The organism is Paenibacillus cymbidii (genome assembly GCF_004764705.1).
GTDB classification, from domain to species: domain Bacteria; phylum Bacillota; class Bacilli; order Paenibacillales; family NBRC-103111; genus Paenibacillus_AN; species Paenibacillus_AN cymbidii.
Window position 1 is genome coordinate 49,270 of the sequence record NZ_SHLX01000030.1, and the last position, 25,440, is coordinate 74,709.

Annotated in this window: 26 protein-coding genes; 7 read left to right on the plus strand and 19 right to left on the minus strand. The window is 58.4% G+C overall.

What is annotated here, in order from left to right; translation table 11 throughout:
* Positions 1-220 precede the first annotated feature (220 nt).
* The 11 genes from EXY20_RS30265 to EXY20_RS30315 all read right to left on the minus strand — a co-directional run bounded on the left by EXY20_RS30265 (position 221) and on the right by EXY20_RS30315 (position 13,223).
* On the minus strand, positions 221-1,465 hold the full coding sequence (locus EXY20_RS30265) for a sialidase family protein (protein ID WP_135556163.1): 1,245 nt from the start codon (positions 1,463-1,465) through the stop codon (positions 221-223).
* Positions 1,466-1,501: 36 nt separating this feature from the next.
* A complete protein-coding gene (locus EXY20_RS30270) occupies positions 1,502-2,602 on the minus strand; it encodes an exo-alpha-sialidase (RefSeq protein ID WP_135556164.1) in 1,101 nt (366 codons plus the stop codon).
* 19 nt (positions 2,603-2,621) lie between these two features.
* On the minus strand, positions 2,622-3,509 hold the full coding sequence (locus EXY20_RS30275; RefSeq protein ID WP_135556165.1) for a carbohydrate ABC transporter permease: 888 nt from the start codon (positions 3,507-3,509) through the stop codon (positions 2,622-2,624).
* 77 nt (positions 3,510-3,586) lie between these two features.
* A complete protein-coding gene (locus EXY20_RS30280) occupies positions 3,587-4,528 on the minus strand; it encodes an ABC transporter permease (RefSeq protein ID WP_135556166.1) in 942 nt (313 codons plus the stop codon).
* Positions 4,529-4,561: 33 nt separating this feature from the next.
* Positions 4,562-6,208: a DUF3502 domain-containing protein gene (locus EXY20_RS30285; RefSeq protein WP_135556167.1), complete on the minus strand. Its 1,647-nt coding sequence runs from the start codon at positions 6,206-6,208 to the stop codon at positions 4,562-4,564.
* Positions 6,209-6,418: 210 nt separating this feature from the next.
* Positions 6,419-8,776: a helix-turn-helix domain-containing protein gene (locus EXY20_RS30290; protein ID WP_135556168.1), complete on the minus strand. Its 2,358-nt coding sequence runs from the start codon at positions 8,774-8,776 to the stop codon at positions 6,419-6,421.
* Between the two features lie 282 nt (positions 8,777-9,058).
* The gene (locus tag EXY20_RS30295) at positions 9,059-10,090 is read right to left on the minus strand and encodes an HD-GYP domain-containing protein (protein WP_135556169.1); all 1,032 of its coding nucleotides are present in this window, start codon (positions 10,088-10,090) and stop codon (positions 9,059-9,061) included.
* A 91-nt stretch (positions 10,091-10,181) separates the two neighbouring features.
* Positions 10,182-10,706, minus strand: a complete 525-nt coding sequence (locus tag EXY20_RS30300) for a methylated-DNA--[protein]-cysteine S-methyltransferase (RefSeq protein WP_135556170.1) — start codon at positions 10,704-10,706, stop codon at positions 10,182-10,184.
* Complete coding sequence (gene queG, locus EXY20_RS30305) at positions 10,703-11,956, minus strand: tRNA epoxyqueuosine(34) reductase QueG (RefSeq protein ID WP_135556171.1); 1,254 nt, start codon at positions 11,954-11,956, stop codon at positions 10,703-10,705. Before queG ends, EXY20_RS30300 begins: the two co-directional genes overlap by 4 nt.
* Before the next feature lie 24 nt (positions 11,957-11,980).
* Positions 11,981-12,544: a DUF402 domain-containing protein gene (locus tag EXY20_RS30310; RefSeq protein ID WP_135556172.1), complete on the minus strand. Its 564-nt coding sequence runs from the start codon at positions 12,542-12,544 to the stop codon at positions 11,981-11,983.
* 253 nt (positions 12,545-12,797) lie between these two features.
* Positions 12,798-13,223, minus strand: a complete 426-nt coding sequence (locus EXY20_RS30315) for a GNAT family N-acetyltransferase (RefSeq protein WP_135556173.1) — start codon at positions 13,221-13,223, stop codon at positions 12,798-12,800.
* Between the two features lie 409 nt (positions 13,224-13,632).
* On the opposite strand from EXY20_RS30315, the gene EXY20_RS30320 reads away from it, so the two are divergent.
* Positions 13,633-14,241 carry a superoxide dismutase gene (locus EXY20_RS30320; RefSeq protein ID WP_135556174.1) on the plus strand — a complete coding sequence of 203 codons (609 nt, stop codon included), beginning with the start codon at positions 13,633-13,635 and terminating at the stop codon, positions 14,239-14,241.
* Positions 14,242-14,313: 72 nt separating this feature from the next.
* Here EXY20_RS30320 and EXY20_RS30325 read toward each other — a convergent pair whose 3' ends face one another.
* On the minus strand, positions 14,314-15,198 hold the full coding sequence (locus EXY20_RS30325) for a hypothetical protein (protein ID WP_135556175.1): 885 nt from the start codon (positions 15,196-15,198) through the stop codon (positions 14,314-14,316).
* A gap of 685 nt (positions 15,199-15,883) precedes the next feature.
* Positions 15,884-17,077, minus strand: a complete 1,194-nt coding sequence (gene mutY / locus EXY20_RS30330) for an A/G-specific adenine glycosylase (RefSeq protein WP_135556176.1) — start codon at positions 17,075-17,077, stop codon at positions 15,884-15,886.
* Between the two features lie 229 nt (positions 17,078-17,306).
* Between mutY and EXY20_RS30335 the strand changes: the two genes are divergently transcribed.
* The 4 genes from EXY20_RS30335 to EXY20_RS30345 all read left to right on the plus strand — a co-directional run bounded on the left by EXY20_RS30335 (position 17,307) and on the right by EXY20_RS30345 (position 19,791).
* Positions 17,307-18,173 (plus strand): helix-turn-helix domain-containing protein, encoded by an 867-nt coding sequence (locus tag EXY20_RS30335; protein WP_135556177.1) that lies wholly within the window; start codon positions 17,307-17,309, stop codon positions 18,171-18,173.
* A 27-nt stretch (positions 18,174-18,200) separates the two neighbouring features.
* Complete coding sequence (locus EXY20_RS39270; RefSeq protein WP_167859639.1) at positions 18,201-18,719, plus strand: hypothetical protein; 519 nt, start codon at positions 18,201-18,203, stop codon at positions 18,717-18,719.
* A gap of 101 nt (positions 18,720-18,820) precedes the next feature.
* Positions 18,821-19,255: a YtxH domain-containing protein gene (locus EXY20_RS39275; RefSeq protein WP_167859640.1), complete on the plus strand. Its 435-nt coding sequence runs from the start codon at positions 18,821-18,823 to the stop codon at positions 19,253-19,255.
* Between the two features lie 68 nt (positions 19,256-19,323).
* A complete protein-coding gene (locus EXY20_RS30345; RefSeq protein ID WP_135556179.1) occupies positions 19,324-19,791 on the plus strand; it encodes a hypothetical protein in 468 nt (155 codons plus the stop codon).
* Positions 19,792-21,202: 1,411 nt separating this feature from the next.
* Here EXY20_RS30345 and EXY20_RS30350 read toward each other — a convergent pair.
* Positions 21,203-21,520, minus strand: coding sequence for a hypothetical protein (locus tag EXY20_RS30350; RefSeq protein ID WP_135556180.1), 318 nt, complete (start codon positions 21,518-21,520; stop codon positions 21,203-21,205).
* A gap of 217 nt (positions 21,521-21,737) precedes the next feature.
* Between EXY20_RS30350 and EXY20_RS30355 the strand changes: the two genes are divergently transcribed.
* Positions 21,738-22,043: a hypothetical protein gene (locus EXY20_RS30355; RefSeq protein WP_135556181.1), complete on the plus strand. Its 306-nt coding sequence runs from the start codon at positions 21,738-21,740 to the stop codon at positions 22,041-22,043.
* Positions 22,044-22,256: 213 nt separating this feature from the next.
* On the opposite strand, the gene EXY20_RS30360 is transcribed toward EXY20_RS30355, so the two are convergent.
* The 4 genes from EXY20_RS30360 to EXY20_RS30375 all read right to left on the minus strand — a co-directional run bounded on the left by EXY20_RS30360 (position 22,257) and on the right by EXY20_RS30375 (position 24,278).
* On the minus strand, positions 22,257-23,021 hold the full coding sequence (locus tag EXY20_RS30360) for a sigma-70 family RNA polymerase sigma factor (protein WP_135556182.1): 765 nt from the start codon (positions 23,019-23,021) through the stop codon (positions 22,257-22,259).
* A complete protein-coding gene (gene rsbW / locus EXY20_RS30365) occupies positions 23,018-23,470 on the minus strand; it encodes an anti-sigma B factor RsbW (protein WP_135556183.1) in 453 nt (150 codons plus the stop codon). Before rsbW (EXY20_RS30365) ends, EXY20_RS30360 begins: the two co-directional genes overlap by 4 nt.
* Positions 23,467-23,799, minus strand: coding sequence for an STAS domain-containing protein (locus tag EXY20_RS30370; protein WP_135556184.1), 333 nt, complete (start codon positions 23,797-23,799; stop codon positions 23,467-23,469). Before EXY20_RS30370 ends, rsbW (EXY20_RS30365) begins: the two co-directional genes overlap by 4 nt.
* A gap of 62 nt (positions 23,800-23,861) precedes the next feature.
* A complete protein-coding gene (locus EXY20_RS30375) occupies positions 23,862-24,278 on the minus strand; it encodes a DUF948 domain-containing protein (RefSeq protein ID WP_167859641.1) in 417 nt (138 codons plus the stop codon).
* 168 nt (positions 24,279-24,446) lie between these two features.
* On the opposite strand from EXY20_RS30375, the gene EXY20_RS30380 reads away from it, so the two are divergent.
* A complete protein-coding gene (locus EXY20_RS30380; RefSeq protein ID WP_135556186.1) occupies positions 24,447-24,917 on the plus strand; it encodes a Dps family protein in 471 nt (156 codons plus the stop codon).
* Positions 24,918-25,004: 87 nt separating this feature from the next.
* On the opposite strand, the gene rsbW (EXY20_RS30385) is transcribed toward EXY20_RS30380, so the two are convergent.
* Positions 25,005-25,439, minus strand: a complete 435-nt coding sequence (gene rsbW / locus EXY20_RS30385; protein ID WP_135556187.1) for an anti-sigma B factor RsbW — start codon at positions 25,437-25,439, stop codon at positions 25,005-25,007.
* Position 25,440: the final 1 nt, after the last annotated feature.

A 25,440-nucleotide genomic window follows, 5' to 3' on the forward strand; every position in this document is an offset into this window, starting at 1 on the left:
GTCGGACATTGGCGGCCGATTCAAAATAAGCCATGTTTGATTGGCTATTTCGTTAAAAACAGCCTGCCGCAAAAAAATAGCCAGCGATTTCGCTGGCTATTTGGCCGACAAGCTCGATTTTGAGGCTGCTTGGGCAGAATAGCCAGTGTTTTCACTGGCTATTTCGCCGAGCCGACTAAAAATGGGCGAATAAGCCATTTTTCATTGGCTATTTTCGCGATTACAGCTCGGGCGAAAAGCTCAACTCCACCCGCCGCCCGACCGCGCGCCGGCCGGGTTTGCCCCAGGCGCCGAGGTCGTAAGCGATGTACAGTACGTTCGGCTGAAGCTCGCGCACCGCCATGTAATGAGTCGTCATGACGCCCGACGTCACTTGCACGACATGGCTCCACGTCTCCCCCTGATCGAAGCTGAACGCCACGTAATTGCCGTTCCACGGATGGCTTGGATCCGCCCAGCACATCTTCTCCGAAATGCGTACGCCGAAGACGCAGACGAGCACGCCGTTCCGCAGCTCGATCAGATCCGGGTCGGCGTACATGCCGCGCAGCTCGCGCCGATCTTCGTGCGTCTGGGCCGCGATCTCGCGGAACTGCTCCGCCCACGACGCGGTGGCGTGAATGTCGATGTCGCCGAACTGCTCCACGCGCGGTTCGCTCCAGGTCAGCCCTTCGTCGTCGGAATACGCCGACATCATGTCCCGTCCGGTGCGCATCATGCAGATGAGCCTGCCCTCATGCGTCCCTTGCGACAACCGAACGAGCACGGGCTCGACGTAGCCTTCGGTGCCGACGTCCGTGCCGTCGACAACGCAGCCGATTTGCCGCCACGACCTGCCCTTGTCCGAGGAGCGGTACAGAATCGTCCGGCACTTGTGCATGCTCGGCGTATAGGAGCACGGGATGTCGTCGCCGTAAAACCACGTGTACATCAGCGTCAGCAGGTCGCCGTCCGGCAGCTCCAGCACGGAGCGATGCAGCCGCGCCGCCTGATGGTCGTGGCCGCCGTCGTCTTTCCTCGAAGCGACGTCGACATTCGTCAGCTCGAACGAAACGGGAATCGGCTCCTCCAGCGTATGCCAATCGTCGTAGGAGTATGCCACTTCCCCGGTGCCGCGGTCCGGATTTGCCGGATCGGCCACCACGTACGTGTCGAGCGCGATAATCGACCCGTCGGACAGTTGCGCCGCGCCGCCTTCGATGTTCACTTCGTCGAAGCCTTCCCGGCGCGTCGTCCGCTGCCACGAAACGCCGCCGTCCCGGGAAACGACCGTTGCGATCAAGTGCGCATACACCATCGGCTTCGTGCCGAACGGTTTCTCCGGCAGCTGCGCCTGCGCCACCATCGTCCCTTGCGACGTTACGAGCAGAAACGGCTGCAGCCCGCCTTCCAGCATCGTCACTTCTTCGCCTAATGCCGCCTTCACCCTGTTATCCGCTGCGATAATGTTGCCCGTTTCGGCCATCACGGCACGCTCCTTTGGGGCTCGCTTTGGCGCGAGCTATTCGACTGCGCACAAGGAACCGGCGATAAACCGGACTCCATCCGCCAGGTAGTAATAGTACGTAATCAACACGCGTCCATCCGCGAGCTGTACCGCGCTCGTGTAGCCGATGTCGCCGCCAAGGCCGTCGTCGCGCACGACGAATTCCTCCGCGCTGCCGAGATTCGTGCATTCCGCGTCCAGCACAAGCGCGCGCACGCCGAACGGCTTCAGCCGGTAGCCGTAGTTAAGCAGTACCCGTCCGTCGGCCAGCTGCAGCGCGTTGAACGGACTCGGCGAATAGATCGGCCACATCTCAACCGGGCTCCATGTCCGCCCGCCGTCTGTCGATTCGGACGTAAACAGCGGCGACGCAAGATGCTCTTCGCCCGGCGTCTTCTCCAGCTTGACGCTGCGGATGAACAGCACAACCTTGCCCCCGGCCGTGCGGAACAAATTCGGCTCATGAAAATGATACTGCCCTTCGTACCCCGGCAGCACCGCCAGCCGCTCCCACGTTTGCCCACGGTCGACCGTACGCCCGACGACTACGTTGTGCGTGTCGCCTTCCTGCCCGTAGAACGGCGTCAGAATGGCGCCGTCCGGCAGTTCGACGCTGTTGCCGCGCACGGCGACGTCGCCGAGGCCGGCCGGCAGCGGGCGATCCCAGGTCGCTCCGCCGTCCGTCGAACGGATCGAATACGTGCCGGCCATTTGCCCGACCCAGCGGCCCTGCACGGCGGTCGTCCATGCGCCGGAGCTCCGTTCCGCCAGCGGCGGCGCGTCCTGCTCCTCGTACACTTTCCACGTAAAATAAGTCGCAAATAGCGTTCCGTCGGACAGCACGTTCAGACAAGGATCCTGCACGCCGTGGAAAAAATCGTCCCAGATGACCGACGCGGCGGCATCCCAGACGATCCCGTCCTTCGAGCTTAGCGACACGCCTTTCGAAGAGGCGTCGAGGTGCGTAATCATTCCGTCGTATGCCGCGCGCCGATCGGGCGCCTGGCGGAAGCTCAGCCGGAACGAGCCGTCCGGCAGCCGTACGGCCGAAGGGAACGAATTGTAATGGGCATCCCGGTAAATTTCCACATGCTGCAGCGGTGTAACTTTGGACATGGCTCCACCTTTCCTGAGGTCAGCCCTTGAGCGAACCGACCATTACGCCTTTGGCGAAATATTTTTGCAGAAACGGATATACGATGACGATCGGCACAATCGCGGCGATAATCGTTGCGGCTTTTACCGACTGGTTCGTCACTTCCGGCGTAATCTGGATGTACGTGCCGGTGCTGGACGGATCGATTTTATCCTGCTGGAAAATCTTTTGCACGAGCAGCTGCACAACGAAGTCGTTCTTCTCGCGCAAATAAATCATCGCGTCGAACCAGGCGTTCCAGTGCGCCACGCCCGACCAGAGGGCGATGACGGCGATGATCGGCGCCGACAGCGGGAAGATAATGCGAAACGCCGTCTGCACCGGATTCGCGCCGTCGATGAGCGCCGATTCCTCCAGTTCCTTCGGAAAACCCATCAGGAAATTGCGCGCCAGGATAATGTACCAGGCGTTCGCCAGCGTCGGCAGGATGAGCGACCACATCGAGCCGAGCAGCCCGAGCTTGCGAATGTTCAGAAACGTCGGAATGAGCCCGCCGCTGAAGAAGATCGTAAACAGCATGAACAGCGTAATGACGCCGCGCAGCGGCAAATCCCGGCGCGACAGCCCGTAGGCGGCGCACATCGTTACGACCACGGTCAATCCCGCGCCCAGCACGGTCCGAATGATTGTGTTCTTATAAGCGACGTAGATGACGTCGCTGGCGAACAACTGCTTGTAGGTGGCGAGGTTCATCCCCTCCGCCCACATACGCAGCCCAAGCTTGTCGACATAGGCGGGGGCGGTCATCGACAGCATCAGCAGGTTCCAGAACGGATACAGAAACAGCAGCGCCAGCACGAGCATGAAAGCGATATTAAACACGTCGAAAGCTTGGCCTGCCATCGTTTTGCGGCGAAATGTCGTCATCTTGACGTCCCCCTGAAAGGTTTGCGATACTACCTGATCTGCCTCCTGCGAGCAAAACTTGCTTCGGAAGCATATGCTTACCAAATGCCGTATTCGTTGAAGCGTTTGATGATGTAATTGGTGCCGACGACGAGCACGAGCGCCACCACATTTTTGAACAGGCCGACTGCCGTGGAGAAACCGTACTTGGTCTCCAGCAGCCCGATCCGGTACACGTACGTGTCGATGACGTCCGCGACGCTGTATACCGCCGGGTTGTACAGGTTGAAGATTTGATCGAAGCCCGCGTTCATGATGCCGCCGATGCTGAGAATGAACAGCACGGTCATGATCGGCACAAGCGACGGCAGCGTAATGTAGCGCATCTGCTGGAACCGGTTCGCCCCGTCCATGCGCGCGGATTCGTACTGATCCTGGCTGATGCCGGCGATCGCCGCCAAATAAACGACGCTGCCCCAGCCGACGGTTTGCCACAGGTGGCTGACGACCAGCACGCCGACAAACGCGTCCGGGTTGGCCAGAAAGTGGATCGGCTTGCCGCCGAACAGCGTAATGATATAGTTGAACGCGCCGCGCGACGGCGACAGCAGCTCGATCATGATCCCGGACAGAATGACCCAGGACATGAAATGGGGCAAATAGGAGATCGTTTGCACCGCTTTTTTGAACCTGCCGCCAGCCAGCTCGTTGAACAGCAGCGCCAGCACGATCGGCGCCGGAAAACCGAATACAATATGCAGTCCGCTGATGATCAGCGTATTGCGCAAGATGCGCCAGAAAAAGATGTCGCCAAACAGCTGGCTGAAATTTTCCAAACCGATCCACGGGCTGCCGATAATGCCGTCGACAAACCGGTAGTTTTTGAACGCCATGATGACGCCGTACATCGGCACATAGTTAAACACGATGAAACAGACGATCGCCGGGGCCAGCATCAAGTAATAAAATCCGTACCTGTTCCATCTTCCCGCCCACTTGTTCGCCCCTTGCGCCGGCAATTCGGCCGCGTTTTCGCTCATGCGGATCGTCTCCTTTCCCGGCGTCCAAGAAGCTTACTTCTTGTTCGATTCGTCGTACAGCTTCTGGTAATCGGCAATGATCGACTGGCCGCCGGCGTCGAGGAACTTTTTCTTGAAGCCTTCCCATTCCTTGTCGATGTCGATTTTGCCGCTGGATGCGTTTGTTTCGAATTCGGTGACGACCGTGTTGACTGCGGTGCCGTACTTCAGCAGCGAATCATTCGTGCCGGCGACCGTAAAGTTGATGTCGTTGTACTTTTTCGGGCTGGCCATGGCGACGTCGTAAGCGGGAGCGTCTATCTTCAGCACGTTGTTCTTTTTGTAGAAATCCCAGTTGTCCGGACGCAGCGCGAAATATTGGCCGATGCCTTCCTGCGTGATCTTGTCGACGTTCAAGTAGTCCGCCGGCACCTGGATGACGCCGTCCTTGTCAAGCGTATAGCCTTTGCCTTCTTCGCCGAAGTAGGCGCGGATATAGAACTTGTCGTCCGCGGACATGTACTCCTTGATCGCCATGATCCGCTCCATCTTTTCGTCGCTTGTGTTTTTGCCGAAGAAGAACCCGCGCTGCATCGACGGATAAGCGGCGCCGCCTGCGCCTTTATCTCCGGTCGGGCCGGTAAACGGCTTGAGGAAGTCGATTTTCGCTTTCGGGTTTTTGTCGGTCACCATCTGCGTGACGTTGGTCGCCGTCGTCGACGCGTACCACCACGGATGGTCGGCGAGCACGCCGAACTTGCCGTCGGCCCACTTGGCCCGCTGCTGCGGACGCAGGTCGGTGATCGATTCCGGATCGATCAAGCCTTCCTTGTACCACGATTGAAGCGTTTTCAAATAATCCTTGTAATTGTCGCCCAGCACGCTGGCATTCACTTTGCCGGCGCTGTCGGCGTAATACTGCACGCCCACCGCGGAACCGCCGAGACCGTACGCGCCGCGCAAATACAGCTGCAAGCCGTGGCTGCCGAACGTGTCCTTTTTGCCGTTCTGGTCGGGATCGTTGAAGGTGAAGCGCTTCAGCACCTCGTGAAACTCGTCCATCGTTTCCGGCAGCTTGGTAATGCCTACGTTGTCGAGCCAATCTTTGCGGATGCCCATGACCCACGGCTGCAGCGCCGCGTAGTTGATGAACGGCACGGCGTACAGCTTGCCTTTGTACTTCATCGTGGAAGAGACGATTTTCGGATCGACCATGCTTTCGATGCTTTTCATCCAGCTCGGCATCAGCTTGCGCAGCTTGTCTTCCGGAACTTCCCGGACGAGTCCCTGCTCCATGACGAACGTCGAGTCGACGTTGAGCCGGATGTGGTCTGCCGTTTTGCCGTCGGCGAAAAACAGGTTCACCTGCTCCTTGTTGTGCACGTCGAGCGGCACCATCGTGAGCGTGACGTTGAACTTCTCCTCGATCAGCTTCTTGATCTTGTTGTCGTTGTTGAAATTCGTTTTGCCGATCTGGTTGTGCCCGATCCACGAAATATCAAGATGTTTGGCGTACGGGCCCGCCACCGGCGACGCCGATCCCGCGGCCGGAGACGATGACGATGCCGACGCGCTTGGGCTTGCTTTGGCGCCTTCGCCCGAATCTTTGCCGCTGCAGCCGCTGACGATCGTTGTCGTTACCGCGGCTACCGCGATCCATTTTGCCGTTTTCCCCCATGCAATTTGTTTGACTTGTTCCAAACGAATCCCTTCCTCCCCTTGGCATGTGTGTTGCTCTTTGATCGTACGGGGAGATCCCGCCTGCCGAGAATACCGCAATCGTGACTTCGATCTCCTGTTTGATGATAAAGTAAAAATAACGGTATCGCGAATATCCGAGAGCAGCGAAGAAAACAAAAGGAGGACAGTGGCTGCTGCCCTCCTTATCTGCTTTCGAGTGCGATTGTGAGTTTAAATGTGCTGTTTGCGATATTCGCCGGGTGTGATTCCGTTCATCTCCTTGAACAGCTTGATAAAATGCGTCACCTTGGCGTACCCGAGCTGCTCGCTGATGTCCTGCACCTTCAGCTCCGTGTGCAGCAGCAGTTCCTTGCTGCGCAGCACCCTCGCCCGCGTGACGTAATCGGTGAACGTAACGCCGGTATACTCTTTGAAAATGCGGCTGAGATACGCCGGGTTCAGGTTCAGCTTATCCGCCACAAACGTCAGCGACAACGTATTGATGTTTTCGGTGTCGATCAGTTGCTTCGCGTTTTCGACGTGGGCGTTTTTCTTCTCCAGGAATGCCTGGCCGATGTAGGTCGCCATCGTGCCGATCAACCCTTCGAACCAGATCGTCATTTCGCGCCAGCCTTCCTTCTGCAGGAATGCCGCCACCGCGTTCGGGCGCTCGCCGGGCACAATCTGCTCCATGTCAAGCTGCAGATCGCGCACCGTTTCGATCAGCTTGACAAGCAGGAGCAGGAACGTTTGCTGCACTTGGGGAAAAGCGATTTTGCCCGTTTGCGCCCGCAGGTCGCGCACCATTTCGGCGAATACGTCCAGCGCCTTGTCCTTGTCGCCGTTCTTCAGGCAAACGAGCAGCGCCGCCTCCTTCTCCTTCGGGTAATGCAGCGGCTTGTGCGCGTGCAGGCGGACGTCTTCGATATAAATGATGTCGCTGCCGCTGCTCATGCCCCGGAACTGCAGCGTCTCTTCCGCTTCCCGGAACGCCCCCGGCAAGTCGGCGATGGTGCCGCAATAAGTGCCGATCCCGATCGTGCACGCCAGGTTGTGCCGTTCGGCAAGCAAGTCGCGGATCGATTCCGCCGCCTCGAACACGACGGCCATCTCCATTTCGCCGCAATGGACGAGCGCGAGGTACAACTGATCGTCAAGCTCCAGCACCCAGTGGGCCAAAATCGGGTCGAGCGCGCCGGCAATCGTATCGGTCACGAGCAAACGTTCGATTTTTTCGCTTTCGATGCTGGCCGCGGCGCCGTCGCTTCCTTCCGCGGAGACGAGCAGCGGCACGAGGCCGCGCGTCGGCAAACCGATGCCGAGGAAACCGAAACGTTCCTCGATATATTTTTCGTCGAAGGCGTTCGTTTTCAGCAGGGAGCGGACAAACTTCTCCTGGTGCGCCGGCAAGCTTTCCCGCAGCCGAATTTGCAGGTTGCGCTTCGTTTCGTAAGCGTCGGCCAGCCCTTCGCGGATCACGTGGAACTCGCCTTGCGCCGGTTTGCCGCCCGGGTCGCGCCAGCTGCCTTCCTTGACGAACTGCAGCAGCATCGACACCGGACGATACATCCGGCTGCTCGTCAGCACGGCCAATATCGCCGCCGCAATCGCCAGCAGCACGGAGATCGTAAAGAACAGATTGCGTATGCTCGAAATGTTGCTGTACATGTCGTGCAGGCTGGTGACGCTGGCGATTTTCCAGCCGAGCACGCCCGACGAGCGCCACGAGATGAGCTCGCGCCCGCTGAGCACCTGGTTCGATTTGGTTCCGCCGTCGAAACCGACGTTCGGGCCTCCTACGACGCTCTGCACAAGCGACAAGTCTCCCGCTTTGCCGGCGTCGCTGTCGTACAAGAGCGGCTCGCCATTGCGGGAAAATACATACAGCGACGACTTGTCCTTCGACTCCAGCCGGCTGATTAAATTCGTATAGAAGGCGTCGGCATCCAGGTTGATGACGACCGTATATTTCGCGTCCAGCGGGCGGAACACGACGGGAACGACACGTTTGACACTGCCGTCCTCCTGCTTGGCATTGCGCACATTCATCATGATCGGATAGCCAAGCGCCGTGGGCTGGAGTTGGGCATCCCAGCCGCTGTCGTAGAACCGGCCGATTTCATATTGCAGCGAGCCGGACGTCAGCACGATGCCGCGCGCCGGATTAACATAATAAATGGAAAAAATAAAATCGCTCAACTGCATGAGCGTTTCGATATTTTTCTGCACCTTGGCTTTGCTGGTAATGTAGTTGGTCAGCTCTTCGCGATTGCTCGCGATGTACCATGTATCGATTTCCTCGAAATAGTTGCCGAGCGGGAAGCGGTCGAACTCGACGAAGGTGCTGTTGGTGACGAACTGCCGGTAGCCGTTGCCAAGCTGCTTGACGACCAGTTCCATCGCGTTGACCGTTTGCAGCAAGTAGCGTTCGTTCGCCTGCTCGATGTCCTTGCGCATCGACTTCTGCACATTATGGTAGAAAAAAACGCCGAGGATGGCGATCGGCACAAGACACAACAGCAGCATAAAGATGACCAATCTCATCAAAAAGCGTTTGTGCCGCGCGTACGATCTCATTTTATGCAGCATATGGCCAAAATCCCTCCCCGATTGAATAGTCGTGCGCCAGGCGATTCGTCCGCGATGCGTTTCCCCCTTGATTGAAAGCGTTTACTATTTATCGGAGCCAAGACATATTAACGATTATACCCGATTTCGGGGCCGTGCCGTAATATGCCGAAGGATGACCTGAATGACCTATTTGATGACTTCCGCGTTGCGGGACGCGGGTTGGCTCGCGCGAAAATATAAATAGGCCATTTTTTATATGGCCTATTTGCTGGTACGGCTTGTTTGCAAACACCCCTAGATTTAAGTCAACACATTCTCAATAAACACCGTCGTCTGTTTGGCGAGGTCGACTTCCTTGATCGTCAGATCGTTGTCGTATTCCTGCTTGACGACGCGTATGACCGGACGGCCGGGCAAGCCGCGGTGCTGGCCGACGACGACGCCGGTTTCGCGGGTCGTCAGCCGGACCGACGTGCCGGTCGGGTAGACGGAAATGATTTTCAGAAATTGGATCAGCACCTCGCGGTCGATCTCCGAGCCCGACATCGCCATCATCCGCTCGCACGCTTCATGCGGCAGCATTCGTTTGCCCGCCGACAGATCGAACAGCAAATTGTCGTAAATGTTGGCGGCTGCCACGATTTTGGCGTACAGATGAATCTGCTCGCTCGCCACCCGGCGCGGGATGCCCTGGCCGTCGGGCCGCTCGTGATGCTGAAACGCGACATGCGCTATCAGCAGGCTGAACTCGCGCTTGTTCTTCAGCACCTCGAAGCCGCGCCACGTATGGTGCAGCTTCAAGTCGTCCGATTCGTCGTCGGTGATCCGCTCCAGCTTGCCGATGTCGTGCAGCAGCGCGCCGATCGCCAGTTCCTTCAGCTGCGCCTGCGACAACCCCATATTGATGCCGACAAGCGTCGACATGGTGGCGACGTTCAACGCATGCACGTACATTTCGTTGTCCTTCGTGCGAATGTCCGACAGCTGGAGCAGCACTTCCTTGTTCTGCGTAATGTCTTCCAACAGCCGGTCCACGCTGATGCTGATCGCCTTGGTGCTGAAATCTTTGCCCGATTTGATCGAGTCGAACGTATCGCCGATCCGCTGCATGACGGCCCGCTTGTTCTCTTCCGAAACGACTTCCTCGATTTCCACGTCGGCAAAATTCGGGTCCTTGATATACACCATCGCCACGCCGATCCGCCGCAGCGTCGTAATCATATAAACGGTCAGCTGCACATTCTCGGAAAGCAGAATCGCCCCGTTGCTCGCAAATATCGTTTTCCCCAAATACTGGCCCGGCTCCACGGTTTCGATCGATACGTAACGCAACCCAATCGCCCCTCGCTGCTCGTAAATTGTATTCTCCTGCTGACTGACTCGCCGGAAATTGCGGGTGAGAGCCTGACCTATTGATTATTTATTACTCGCCGAACCGGGCTTGAACGCCTTCCAATTGCAGCAAATGCCGCTTGATCCCGACACCGCCGCCGTAACCGACCATGGTGCCGTCCTTGCCGATCACGCGATGGCAGGGAACGACGATCGGCACCGGGTTGCGATTGTTTGCGCCGCCGACGGCGCGAACCGCTTTCGGCGACCCGATCGCTTCTCCGATTTGCAGATAAGACCTTGTTTCGCCGAACGGGATCGCATACAGCGCCTGCCACACACGCACCTGAAACGGCGTGCCGCGCAAGTCGAGCGCCAGCTCGAACCGCTGCAAGCGACCGACAAAATAGGCGCGCAATTGCTCCGCCGTTTCGGCAAGCAGGGCGGGATCCTGTTCGAAAGCAGGAGCGTCGTACATTTTGCCTGCCCACCCGGCAAGCTTGTCCGCCATATCGCGCCAGGATCCGAACTCGATGTGGCACAATCCCGCTGCCGTTGCGCATAACGTCAACGGCCCGATCGGCGATTCGATTTCGGCATAGCCTATCCGTGTCATCGTGTTTCCCCCGTCCCCGCTTCGCTGTAACGTTCCCCCGCAACCGGTTCTGCTCCCGCTTGGGCGTCCGCTCCCGCGCCGCCGCTCAGCGCGGCCAGCGCCCGCTCCACCTCGGCCAGCGCCTCCGCGTCGCGCTCCTCGCGCTGGGCCTCACGCAGCGCGGCGGCCGCCTGTTCGCCGCCGATGCGGCCGATCGCCCAGGCGGCCGTGCCGCGGATCGCCGGCCGTTCGTCGCGTTGCAGCCGCTCGATCAACGCCGGCAGCGCGCTCGCGTCCCTGAAATTGCCGAGCGCGATGATCGCATTGCGCTCGATCGGCTTCTTCCCGCGCCACGCCGCGGCGCTGCGGCCGTAACGCTCCTTGAACGCCCTGTTGCCGATGCCGACCAGCGGCAGCAACAGCGGTTTGACCGTTTCCGGATCGGGCTGCAGCTCGGGCTGATGGGTCCAGTTTTTTCCTTTGTTCTTCGGACAGACCACCTGACACGTGTCGCAGCCGTACAGCCGGTTGCCGATTTTGCGCTTCAATTCGTCGCTGACGAAGCCTTTCGTCTGCGTCACGAACGACACGCAGCGGCTGGCGTTCAGCTGTCCAGGGCCGACCAGCGCCCCGGTCGGGCAAGCGTCGATGCACAACGTGCAGTCGCCGCATTGCTCCGTTACCGGCACATCGGGCGGAAACGGAATGTTCGTAATCATCTCGCCGAGATAGACCCAGGAGCCCCACTCCGGGGTAATGATGGCGCAGTTTTTGCCGGACCAGCCGATGCCGGCGCGCTCGGCAACCGCCCGGTCGGCAAGCGCGCCGGTATCGACCATGCTTTCCATCCGCGCGTCCGGCACCCGTTCGCGAATATAGTCCTCCAGCCGGGACATCCGGCTGCGCAGCACATGATGATAGTCCTCGCCCCAGGAGGACCGGGAAATCATGCCGCGATACGCCCCCGGCTCGGAGCGCGGCGGGTTCGCCAGCTTGGACGGATAAGCGACGGCGAACGAAACGATCGATCGCGGTCCGTCGAAAATAAGCTCGGGATGCGTCCTTTTGTCGATGTCCGGCTCCTCGAAGCCCGACTCGAATCCTTTGGCCCGATGGTCGAGCAAAATTTGCTTCAATTCGAGAAACGGCTCCGCCGAAGCGAATCCGATCTTGTCAATGCCAAGCGACGGAGCGGCGGCAATCAGCTCTTCCTTCAGCTTCTGCCACGATGCCGTTTCCGTCTCCGCCGCTGCGTCTGCCGCCGCCTTCATGCCCGTCACCCCGTTTCCGCGCGATTACGCGTCGCCCGGCCGCTGCCGCGTTTGCTTCTGCCACAACGCGTAATAGTCGTTTACGTGCCGGTCGTCGAACGGAGCGTCGCCGCGCCGGATTCGCGCCATAAGCGAATCGAGGCCGTTCTTGACCTTCTCCTCGACAACCGGAGAGTAGTGATAATTGGATTTGTGCCGTTCGTATTCGTCCTGATCGACAACATGCACGTCCTTCGACGGCGTGACGATAACATCCAGATCGTAATCGATATAAGTAATGACGTTGCCGTTGCGATAGGCGGGAGACGCGACGTTGCAATAGTACCGAATGCCTCCCGATTCGATCAGTGCGACGATGTTGTACCACGCTTGCGGGATAAAAAAGGAAACGCCGGGAATTTTGCTGATCCACTCCCGGCCGTCCGCTTCCTTGATTCTCGTCTGGCTGTTGACCAACACAAGCATCGACTCCGCGGCATGGCTTGCGTGCAGCAACTCGCCCGGCACAAGCCAGTTTTCCAGCCACATGCGGTGCAGATGCCCGTCGTGCTTGAAGCTTTTGATAATCGTTGCGCGATTGGGATTCATGGGCCGTCCGGTCCTTCCGTGTAATTGCTTTACGTTTTATTTTAACGCAAAAGATGGGCAATAGCGAGAGAGCGCCGCAGAATGGCGGGAAATTGGCCCTTGTGCGTCCGAAGCGACCGGAAAAGGCGAATCGCGGGCAAAAGCGCAGCTTCGACTGCCGGCAAGCCGCCGGACCGTCTTGTACAAAGAAAAAAGCGTTCCCTTTACCGATTCGACGCGGTAAAAGAAACGCTGCAGACGGATATATGCAGGACTACGAGCCGCTCACGATTGCCAACTTTCCGACGTACTTGGCCGACTCGGCGACCGGATAGCCCGCCGATTCGTATACGGCCAGAATCGGTTCGTTGTGCACGTCGACCGAAACGTAAATGCCGCTCACGCGGCGCTGTTCGAATCGATCCTTCATCGCCTTGATCATCGTTCTGCCGATGCCGCGGCGCTGATGCTCGGCATGTACCGCAATCCGGTAAAAGATGCCCTTGTTGTTGTCGACCGTTCCAATAAGGACGCCAACGATTAAATCGTCCTGCTCGGCAACCATTACGAGCCCGCTGTCCAGGGACAGTTGCCTGACAAATGCCTCGACCGTTTCTTCATAACAAGCTTCGGACAAAATGTTCTCGAGCAAACCATTTACCGCCACATAATCGGACAATCGGAACGAACGAACATTCATGTATGGTCTCCCCTTGCGCCTTGCTTTCTGGTAGCTTTACAATTTCGACAAAATTTTCGGTTTTCCTGCAACAGTTTCGAAAATTCGCCACACTTTTAACAAAATAAATTGAAATTTCGTTGAAAGCGCTTTATTTAAAGCGTATACACATACAGGCGTTCCTCTATATGTCATTTCCGTTTTTTTTCGTCGATTATCTTCGGTTCTCTCCGGTTTTGTACATCTTGTTTCAAGCCGGGGCGGCACGGGTAAACAGTTATCGCGCATACAAACCGCTCTGCCGGCAAACGATACTACGGTTGTCGCAGACAGGTTTCGCGCTGCACTTTCGATACATACATGTTGATTTATTATCCTTATTGGAGGATAATAGAGGTTGTCTATTCCATCTCACAGGAGGTTATCCACTATGGCACATCAATTGCCACCGCTGCCTTACCCGAACAACGCGCTTGAGCCGCACATCGACGAAACGACGATGATGATCCATCACGATCGCCATCACAACGCTTATGTAACGAACCTGAACGCCGCGCTGGACAAACAACCGGAGCTGCACGAGAAGAGCCTGAACGATCTGATCGCCGATCTGAACGCCGTTCCGGAAGCAATCCGCACTGCGGTTCGCAACAACGGCGGCGGGCATGCCAACCACAGCCTGTTCTGGGAAGTTATCGGCCCGAACGCGGGCGGCGCACCGACCGGCGCGCTGGCGGCAGCCATCGATAGCGAACTGGGCGGATTCGACAAATTCAAAGAAGCGTTTGCTGCTGCAGCAACGACGCGTTTCGGCTCCGGCTGGGCATGGCTCGCGCTGTCGGGCGGCAAACTGAAAGTATACAGCTTGCCGAACCAGGACAGCCCGATCATGGAAGGCGATACGCCGCTTCTCGGCCTTGACGTGTGGGAGCATGCGTACTACCTGAAATATCAAAACAAACGCCCCGACTACATCGCCGCTTTCTGGAACGTTGTCAACTGGGATGCCGTTGGCAAACGTTACGACGCAGCGAAATAATCGCCTCGGCAACATACGAAAACTCCCTTTCGGATCGAAAGGGAGTTTTTGCGTTGCGGCGAGCGAGTTCGCTCAGCTCTGCGTTTGCGTGCCGGAAGCAGCCGGCGCTTGCCGCGCGGCGCCTTGTTTGCCGGCGTCCTGTTTGTCCGTGCGCGGCTCATGCTTGCGGTCGACCATCTGGCCGATCCAGTCAGTCAGGTTGTCCTTTATGCTGCCGACGAGCTGGTCTTTGCTGATGCCGTGTTCGCTGGCGATGTCGGACAACGATTTGCCTTCCTTCAGCTCGGCGGCCAAATCGTCCTGGCTGATGCCGAGGATGGTCGCCAGCTTGTCATTGGCTACCGGCAAGCCGCCCGCGCCATGCCCGCCTTTCCCGCCGCCGAAACCGAAGCCGCCGCGGTCGCCCGGTCCGCCCTTGCCGCCTTTGCCGCCGTTCGGCCCATGCAGCCCTTTCTGCTCGATCAGCTTGCCCACTTCGGCGGCGACTTTCTCCTTCGCTTGTGCCGCTTGCTCCGCGGTCAGCTTGCCGGCGGTCGCCTGCTCGTCGATGCGCTTCGTGGCGTCCGCGGTCAATGCCGCCGTCAGCGTATCGCTTGCAACGCCTTTCTCCGCGGCGATGTCCGCCAGGCTTTTGCCGCCGGCGAGCTCCTGCCGCAGCGCGTCCTGCTCCAGGCCAAGCGTCGTCGCCGCAGTCGCCAGCCAGCTCCGCGCGTCGCCTATGTAGCCGATTCCGCCGCCTCCGCGCGCTCCCTCCTTGCCGCCGAAATTGCCCGGATGCTGCATCCGGCCTTGTTTGCCGTCTGCCTGCTTGCCCGGCGTTGCCGACGGCGCGGGCGACGTCTGCGCCGACGTCCCGTCATCCGCCGCATACGTCGATTGCAGCCCGTATGCCGCTCCGCCGCTTAAAATAATCGCCGCCGCGATGCTGCCAGCCGCCAATTTTTTGTTCCATTTCATGCGTTCCACTCCTCCGCTGGAAAATTTAGCTTACACGGCTATCGTAGACAACCGAACTGAATTCCAGCTTAATCCGACATTACAATTGGATGAGAAAAATCGGAGGATGGCTACTGCACTCCAACGAAAAGCTTGGGGGAGACATTTTTTTCTTGCAGTCTTGCCAAAGAAATTACAACCAAGTGAGCCCCGAAACAACGGTAATGAAGTCGGCTGAATACACCACCGCCCCCCGCAACGGGTCAATAAGCCGGAATATGAGGCTCGATTAACTGTGCAGTTGTTGTACTCTGGAGCCAGCCGGCTAGCTGCGAATCCGCTGCGATGATTCTCCTGCATGGCGCCCGGGCGCCATGCAGGAGGGATCGAGAAACTTCTTCTTCCTGCTTCGGCTTTCTAACGGATTATATTGAGCTTATTCGGCCATTTCGGGCGATTTTCCGGCGCTAACGGAACGTAGTGAGCTTATTAGCTGATTTTACTCCTAATTTGACCGGTTTTTCGTCAAATAGCGACTGTGAGATCCGTTTAGATTTGCAAACGGGCCGATTTCGACTGAATAAGACCTGTACGAACCGTTAGGCGCTGAAGCCATTCATCCGGATGAGCTACACAAATGTATTTCACTAGTTGAAATTACATTTAATGACTCGATCTGCCCAACACACAGCAACGTTCCGAACCCTCACCGGTCAAAATAGTCCGCAATCAGCTTGAGGAACACGTTCGGGAACGCATAGCGCGCTCTCTCGTCCGGATGCAGCCAGCGGTAGTCCGGCGGCAGCGCTTCTTCTTCGCCGAGCAGGCTGCAGCGGTACACGCGCAAGTCCCAGCGGATGTGGCTGAACGTATGCTCCGCATCGGTCAGCCACCGCTCCGGCAGCACGCGCGCGCCGTCCGCTTCCGCGAGCCCCGCGGCGAGCGCAGCCATCGCCGCGTCGTGTTCCGCCGCCGCGCGCCCTGCCGCAGGAGCCGCTTGCGCCCGCTTCGGCCGGCCGCGGCCGGGGGCGGCGGCGGCAGCCGTCGTCTCCGGCTCGGCGCCGGCCGGCAGCGCAACGTGCGGCAGCTCCCACATGCGCGCGAGCAGCCCGTCCTGCGGCCGTTGCCGGATGAGCAGCCGGCCTTCGCGCGCGCCGCTGCCGGCGACGAGGGCGACCGCCCGCGCCTCGGGACGCGGCGGCTTCGCCTTCGTCTTGACCGGCAGCTCGTCTACGCGCCCGGCCAGCCGCGCCTTGCAGCGCGCCATGACCGGGCAGACGAGGCAGTGCGGCGAACGCGGCGTACATACCGTTGCGCCGAGCTCCATCAGCCCTTGATTGAAGTCGCCCGCCGCGCCCGGTTCGGTCGGAATCAACTCGCGCGCCAGCTTCTCGATGCGCACGCGCGTCGCCGGCTTGGCGATGTCGTCCTCAAGCTCGAAGAAACGCGACAGCACGCGCATGACGTTGCCGTCGACGGCCGGCTCCGGCTTGTCGTACGCGATGCTCAAGATCGCCCCGGCCGTATAAGGGCCGACTCCTTTCAACTGCGCGATCGCTTCCGGCTCATCCGGCACGACGCCGCCGTACGACTCCTGCACCTCGCGCACCGCCGCCTGCAGGTTGCGGGCGCGCGAATAGTAGCCGAGCCCTTCCCACGCTTTCAGCACTTCCTCCTCCGGCGCATCGGCCAGCGCGTCCACAGTCGGAAACTGCGCCACGAACCGGTTGAAATACGGAATGACCGTCTCCACACGCGTTTGCTGCAGCATAATTTCGGATATCCAAATGTAATACGGGTTTTTGCTGCGCCGCCACGGCAGGTCGCGATTGCCGCGACGGTACCAGGCAAGCAGCTCCGCCGAGTAGTAAGCTTTGTCATCGTCGATGTTCGTTTCCATGCGAGCCCGATCCTCCAAACGGTCGATAGTCCGTCTCCTATCGTACCACACTACCGGCAGCCGCGTCCGCAGATCGCTGAAATCGCATAGAAAAGATTACAATCGCCGCAGTTCGGTATGCCATTCCCAATGGCCTCCGGCTTGCGGCTTCCTCTTGTCCCGCTTCGCGCACTTGCCGGGCGTTATGTTAGAATGAGGGTATTCCCGTCTTCGAAAGGAAGGGACCGGCATGCTGACACCCGGCGAGCTCGCCGCCCGTTTGAACCGGCTCGTGTTTTCGATACTGCTCGTCGGCCACCAGAAGGGCGAATCCGATTGGCGCCAGCCGCCGCGGCAAATCCGCCATCATTCGTTCTGGCTGATCGTCAAAGGCAGAGGCACGTTTACGATCAACGGCATCCGTTATCCCGCGGAACCGGGCAAAGTATTTTTTTTCAACCCCGGCATGATCGTCGAACGTCAGGCCGATTCCGATGCGCCGATCGAGTATTATTTTGTCCGCTTCCACTATACGGAAACGTACGAAGAGAAAGAACAATGGATTACCCGCAGCGCTGCGGAAAGCCCGTTTCCGCTGGAAGGAATGTACACGGTGCAAAATATGCCCCAACTCATCTACACCGTCGAGCAGATCGACGTGCTCTGGCGGCGGCGCGGCCATATGACGGCGATGCGGCGGCGCATTCTGCTGCAGGAGTTTTTCCTGCATCTGGTGCAGGACTTCCGCGCGCAGAAAAACACCGGCGACACGACATCGGCGATCGAAACGACGCAGGATCACATGAGCACGCATTATCAGGAGCCGCTGACGCTGGACGGCCTGGCGCAAATGGCCGGGCTCAGCGCAAGCCATTATTCGCGGCTGTTCAAGAAGCTGATCGGCTACAGCCCGATCGATTATTTGACCCACCTGCGCGTCGACCGCGCCAAGGAGCTGCTGGTGCTTTCCGATTACCGGCTGAAGTCGATCGCCAGCAGCGTCGGCTACAGCGACGAGTTTTATTTCAGCCGCATCTTCAAGAAAATCGCCGGCGTGTCGCCGCGCGAATACGCCAAGAGGCATCGGGTGTCCATGACCGATATGACGATGGATTAGCGGCAGACGAAAGGAAGATGACTTGCCATGCAACGCTGGACTGCGCTTTGTTATATTTGGGGACTGCACGGCATCGCCGCCGGCCTCGTCGACGTGGCGAGCATTTATTGGCCGGTTGGGCGCACGACGTTCGTCCTTACGCTTGCGGCGCTTGCGCTCAGCTTGCTTGCGCTTCCGCTGATCGGCGGAATCGACGGGACAAGACGCTACGGCTCGGCCAGCCGCGTCGCCGGTTTGATTGCCGCGCTGCTTGGCGCCGGCTCGGCCGTGCTGCTGCTGTATGCGGGCCGCGCCGATCTGTTCGCGCTGGAACTGCTGCGCTGGCTGCTACTTGCCGTTATGTTCGCGCTGATCGGCATGTACCGCGGCGGCGCGTTTGTGTGGCTCGGCGTTTGGCTGTTTGCGCTGTGCGCGGTCGTTGCGCTGCGCTATCTGGGCTTTGCGCCGCTTGTGCTGCAGGGGCTGGGCGGCGCCGGGTTGGCCGCCTGCGGCTGGCTGCTGCAGCGTTCGGCCGCGGCCGAACGGGGACCGCGGCTGCGGTTTTGACATGCGTGTCGGCGGCTCGTCCTTTTTTCCGGATTCAATTCGTTCTTGCCCGGGTAAGTATACGTACACGGCACGACGATTACGATGAAGGAGATGATAGTATGGCACAAGAATCGAAAAGCGGCGGAGGTATGCTGACCGGAGCGATTATCGGAGGCGTCGTCGGTGCGGCGGCGGCGCTTATGCTGGCGCCGAAGAAGGGCAGCGAGCTCAGGCGCGATATAGCCGACAAGTCCCGGCAAATCAAGGATAGCGCGAAGGACATGCTGCAGAACGCCGGCGACAAGGCTTCCTCGCTTGTGAATCTGGCGGGAGACAAGGCGCAGCAAGTGGCCGGAGCGATTTCGGATACGGCCAAGGCGGCCGGCGACAAGGCGCAGACGATGGTGAAGCGCGCTTCCGAGGAAGCGGAGGATCTTGGCGACAAGGCCAGGGACAAGATAAACGGCACGGCCGACAAAGCCCGTTCGGCTTTCGGCCGAGCCGCCGACCGGGACATGGACGCGGATCACGAGCACCGCGCCAGCTTGACCTGATCGGTGCCGGCTGTTTCGCTGTTGCGGAAGAGCCGGCTTTTTTTCTTATGGGAAAGGAAGGTGCGATCATGAGAAAAAAATATCAGCACATCACGATCATGCGGCCGTTCGCCTTCGTCCATAATACGCTCACGGGCCTCGGATTCGTTGCGATCGGCGCGCGCGACCGCACGCTGTACCGGATTTCGCTGCGGGACAGCACGACGCAGCTGGAGTATCCGCTGCAGTTGACCACCTTCACCAGCCGCGAAGGGCGGACACTGGTGAAGCTCTCGGAAGCCGCGTTTCAGTGCGGCGATTTAGGCATTCCGCTGCACATTATGACCGCAGCCGAATGCAAGCTATTGGAAGCGGCGGAATATTTGCTTCACTCCGAGCCGCGGCCGGCCAGCACGTCGGCCAAGCTGGAGGCGAACCTCAACGGTTCGATGGCCCAGGACGAGCAGGAGATGAGGCAGCTCGGCAAAGAGATGGGCAATATGAAGACGAACGCCGAAGTCAAAGCGGACGGCATGGTGCCCGATCCGATGCAATAGCCGGCACAACGCATGCGCGCGGGGCAAGCTCCCCGGGCGCATGTTTTTTTTGTTCCGTGCGGCGGGGCGACGCGGTTGAGCGGGCGCGCTGCGGCGCTGCAGGCGGCGGCAGTGCCGTGCGGCGAGTTGGCGGCGGTTGAGCGGGCGCGCCGCTGGCGGCGGCTGGCGGTGCTACGCCGGAAGCAGGCGCGAAATCGCTTTCGCGAAATGGCGTGCTTCGCTTCAGTTGGTCGCGCTAACGGTTTGGAGCGAGCTTATTTGTGCATTTCGCCCACTTTTCGCCGCTAACGGTTTCAGTTGCGCTTATTAGCCGATTTTACTCCGAATGCGACTGTTTTTTGCGAAATAGCCACTCCTGGAACCGTTAGCGCGGCAAACAGGTCGATTTCGGCCGATTAAGCACTATACAAACCGTCCCAAGTCATTTCGCCGGTATGCTGATCATCTCTCCATATATTTAAGCCGATAATTCCCGCTTAAACCGCCGCCGGCACCTGAGCCGGGGCAAGAAATTTGCCCCGCGGCCATCGGCGCAAACGCAATGCCGCGCCTTCAATCTGGCTTGGCCGGCAACTGCCAAGCCTCCAGTGGAGCCGGGCTGATGCAAAAGAAGGCTGGCCTTGTGGGCAGGAGCGCCGCTCATGGAGCAGACACTTTTCTTCAATCGCGCCATTCCCCGTCCGCCAACTATCACCTTGTAAAATAGGCCATGTTTTCTTGCCTATTTCGCCAAAAACGGGCAACCTCTTCAAAATAACCAGCGAAATCACTGACTATTTCGCTTGAAAGTGCCGATTTGAAGGCGATCACGGGCAAATAACCAGTGTTTTCACTGGCTATTTCCGTCGAGCCGGGCGATAGGGGGCAAATAGGCAATTATTCATGGGCTATTTGGGTTGCCAAGCAATCAATCGGGCCACTAAGGGGGCGGCTCGCCAGGTTCTGCTTCCTGCAGTAGCGTGCAAGTATCTTTGTTTTCGAATGGTTGCCTTGGTCCAATTGTTTCCCGGCATCCGAAAACAACAAGCGATCGGGGGAGCAGCCCTTCCGCGCAACGGCTGATGCGTGGAGTTTGGTTGCGCTTCATGGCGCCAGCACGCCTGCAAAATCCTGTCCCCACCCCGAAACTTATAAATTCTTTACTATCAAATAAAACGTAATCTGACTAGTTGGGAGTGGTGGGTAGTGGTGGTTCCTTGCGTCTCCCGGGCTTCCTGCGTTTCTCGCCTTCCCCAAGTTTCCTGCGTCCCCTTGCCCTTGCGTCTCCCGCGTTCCCTGCGACTTTTACATGGCATATGGCGGCAAGTCTCTCACTCTTCTGACGCATTAAAAACGGCCCCCGCCGCTCAAGTCCCATTAGGAGCTTGAGCGCCGGAGCCGCTGGTTTGTCATTCTGTGCGATGAAACTTGATCAGTTGCTGATCAATACGACAAAATCGTCGACGGTTACGCCGGAGGCCAGCATCGGACGAATCGGGATCGTTTCCCTTTCCGGCTTGATGAAGTGGCGTTCCTTCAAGTAGTAGCCCTTCTCCTTGGCAGCCGCGTACATTTGGCAAAACCGTTTGGCCGCTTCGATCGCCTGCCACTCCGTGCCGAATGTTTCCAGCTTGTTGCCTTGGCCGAGCGGACGGGAAAACGATTGAATGTTGACATGAAACGTCGACGGATCTTCCTGATAGACGTATACCTCGCTGTCAAAGCAGTTCACCGCGTACTTCACCGTCATGACTCACACCGCCTTTTCGCTGAAATTGCTGTCGTACTAGTATTTAACCGGCACCGCCCAGTTTGAAACAGTTGGCCGATCGGCGCTGCAACCGCTTTATAGCGAATGGTGTCGAGCCCTGGCACCAATTACTCATTTCCTCTTTCCAACTTCCCCCATCTATGATATATTTCATACAAACACATGTTCTATATTTTCCCACTTGAAGGAGGAACCCATGAGCGAACAATTGCTGCATCTTATCGTGGACAAGCTTTCGACACTGGAAACCTGCATGGATGAAATGACAGTTCGTATGGACGGCATGGCCACCAAGGACGATATCGCCAAACTGGATGCCAAGTTCGATACCAAATTCGATATACTGTCGGCAGGGCTTGCCCGCGTCGAGAAGAAACTGGACGTTACCTTCGAGCAAGTCGTGCGCAACAGTGCATTCACCCCTTCGCTTCATCACAAACCTGCAACCGTAGAAGATAACGCACTGGATATCAGACTGCTGAAAAAATTATTAACCCGATAACGCAATCGACAGCCTACCACGGACGGAACAAACTCACACTCCCGCACATCACATCACTTTGTTTCAACGCTTACGCATAGTCTGCACAACCTGCTCACCAAGCAGTTCGGCTCCATATGTTGCACACGCAGTCGTCCGCGCAATCTGATATCTGAGAGATAGTACCCGTCACCAACAAAACAGCGGCGGATCGGCAACTCCCCGCCGGGGAGCTTACCGGTCCGCCGCCATTCGTTCTTCCCGATCCTGGAGCAGCCTGCCGCGCAGCTTGTCGAGCGCCCGCTTCTGGATGCGCGACACGCTCATCTGCGAGATGCCCAGCGCATCGGCGATGCTCCGCTGCGACCGCCCTTCCGCAAATACCAGCTGAATCACCTGCTGCTCCTCTTCCTTCAGTTCGCCAAGCGCCGCCTGAATGTCAAGTCGGTTGTCCACCGTCGCATATTCATCGTCACGCGAGCCGATCAAATCGCCGATCGTCGAACCCGATTCGTCGCCGGACAGCGGCGTATCGAGCGACACATACTGGTAACACTCGCGGCCGGCCAGCACCTGGATCGTTTCTTCCTCCGACAGTTCGAGGCGTTCGGCAATTTCGCCAACGCGCGGCGAACGCTCCAGTTCCATCGTTAACGTGTCGATCGCCTGTTGGACGAGCAACCCCTTCTCCTTGATCCGTCGCGGCACTTGCACGTACCACGCTTTGTCGCGCAAATAATTTTTCATGTGCCCGATCAAACTTTTCATCGCATAAGCCTCGAACGGGATGCCGTAGGAAGCGTCGAATTGCTTGAACAGCCGCAGCAGCGACATACTGCCGACTTGCGTCAAATCGTCGTAAAGGTCGGGACGGTTGCGCGACATTTTGCCGGCGGCCATCTTGACCATCGACTCGAATTGGCGCAGCAGCGGGATCAGCAGCTCCTCGCTCTCCGTTTCCTGATAAGCCGCAATCTGCTCGTGCAACGGCACATTCATGTCAAAACCTCATTTCGTTCCAGCCGTTTGGTCAACGTCACCTCGGTTCCCGATGCCGTGCTCACTTGCACATCGTCCATGAGCGCCTGCATCAGGTAGATGCCGAGTCCGCCGGCCTGCAGCTCCTGCAGCGGCCTGCCCTCCAGCGACGCTTCCCGGCCATCCGCATGCTCGCGAAAATTGAAGCTCCGCCCCTCATCCTTCACCACGATGTGGAACGAGTCGTCGTCCCACTCGAACCGGACTTCGATTTCGCCTTCCTCGTGGTCGCCATAAGCGTGCAGCACGGCATTGTTGCAAGCCTCCGCCGCCGCCACCTTCATGTCTTCGATCGTTTCGTAAGAGAAACCAAGCTTGGTCGCAATGCCGTACAAGGTCAAACGGATCAAATCGATATGTTCAGCCGAAGCGGGAATGATTACCCGCACTTGCGTTTTGTTATCGTTCATGAGGATGTTTCGCTCCTTTGCAAATGGCCGGTCAATCCCGTGATGTCGAACAACCGCTTGATTTTGGCCGGAATTTCGTCCACGAAAAAAGGAGCCTGGCGCTCGTCCCTGGCTTTGAGCATGGTGACGATCAGCCCGATCCCGGTGCTGTCGATGTAATCGAGGTGACGCAAATTAAGCCGCAGCGTGTCGTTCGTGCGCGCCAGCAGCGGATCGACCGCCGACCGCAGCTCGGCGGCTTTGGACAAATCAAGCTTCCCGCTCAAATGTACGATACACTCGCTGCCGCGTTTCTCCTGCCGAATCTCGAATGTCGTTTCTTCCTTCATGCGCGATAACCGCTCCTTTATCCCGATTTCCATCTTCCGTTATAGGCTTGTTCCTCTAGCTATCATCTTACCATACGCACGGCGGCGGCCAGCAGCCGGATGCCGCGCAGAAAGGCGCTTTCGCTGTTCTCCAGCTTCTCCGCATGGCGGCTGCCGCGGGCGATCGCCTGCGCCGCCGCGGCGGACACATGCCGCAGAGAAGCCGTCACGTCGTGCAGGGCAAGCCCGATTTCCTGCACCGTTTCGAACAGCGGGTTGAGCGTGCGCAGCTTGGTCTGGGCGTCGCCGATCACGTCTTCGCCGGCGCGAACGATCCGCTGCACTTCCTCGTTCCATTCGCCCAGTTGGACTTTCGTATCGTCGATGAGCCGATTGGCCTTCTGCAGCGTGTCGTCCACCGTGCGCAACGTACGAATAAGATAAACCACCAGCGCCGCGAAGCATACGGCCGCAAGCGCCGCGCTAATCTGGATGACCATGCCGATTCCTCCCTTGCGCATCGCCTTGTCTTTCCTATCCTTACCCCGGCTTTGTGCAAATGAAACAAAAAGGGGCGGCATTTTTCATATCTCCGCCGTTTCAACGCCCGGTTCCGATGGTATAATAAGAATAGCTTAGCATCTCAATAGCCGAAGGAGGACAAACCCATGGCACAACATCTGAAGGAAGCGCCCCGCGCGCAGAGCAACGCGGTCTTGGACCTGCTGAACAAACAGGTCGCCAACTGGTCGGTGCTTTACATGAAGCTGCACAACTACCATTGGAACGTCAAAGGCAAACATTTCTTCGAGCTCCATGTCAAGTTGGAGGAATTGTACAACGAAGCGGCGGAGCATCTGGATACGATCGCGGAACGCGTACTGTCGCTGGGAGGCAAACCGATCGCCACGTTGAAGGAATCGCTGGCCGAATCGTCGCTGAAGGAAGCCGGCGGCGAAAAGACGGAGACGGACATGGTCGGTCAAGTGGTCGCCGATTTCGAAACGATTATCGACGAACTGGGCAAAGGCGTCAGCATCAGCGAAGAACACGACGATTCGCCGACGGCGGACATGCTGACCGGCGTCAAGGCGTCGCTGCAGAAGCATGTTTGGATGCTCAAAGCATTCCTCGGTTGAATGAATATCGACCGCTGCCATAGCACAAAACGAAACCCCGACTGCCTCGTGCAGTTGGGGTTTTGGTATGACGGACACCGCCGCGCCTCAATTCGGCTGCGGCAAATATTTGGTCATGACGATTTCCGTACCGGACTGCCGCAGGTTCACTTCCATCTCGTCCATCAGCGCCTGCATGAGGAAGATGCCAAGCCCGCCTTCCTCGACTTCGGACAAGCTGCCGGACAGGAGCGGCGATTGCCGCGGCACGCGCAAGTCGCTCGGCACGCCGCCGCCGTCGTCAGCGACGGAAATGCGCAGCCGATCCTCCAGCATTTCGAAGGTCAGCTCGATCCGGCCGATCTCTTCGCCGTAGCCGTGCAGCACCGCATTGTTGCACGCCTCGGAAACGGCTACTTTCATATCCTCGATCTCTTCGAACGAATAACCCATTCGCGTCGCAACGCCGTACAACGCCAGTCTGGCCACATCGATGCAGTCCGCTTTGGCCGGGATCGTCAAATTTACAGTTGCTGGCTCCACT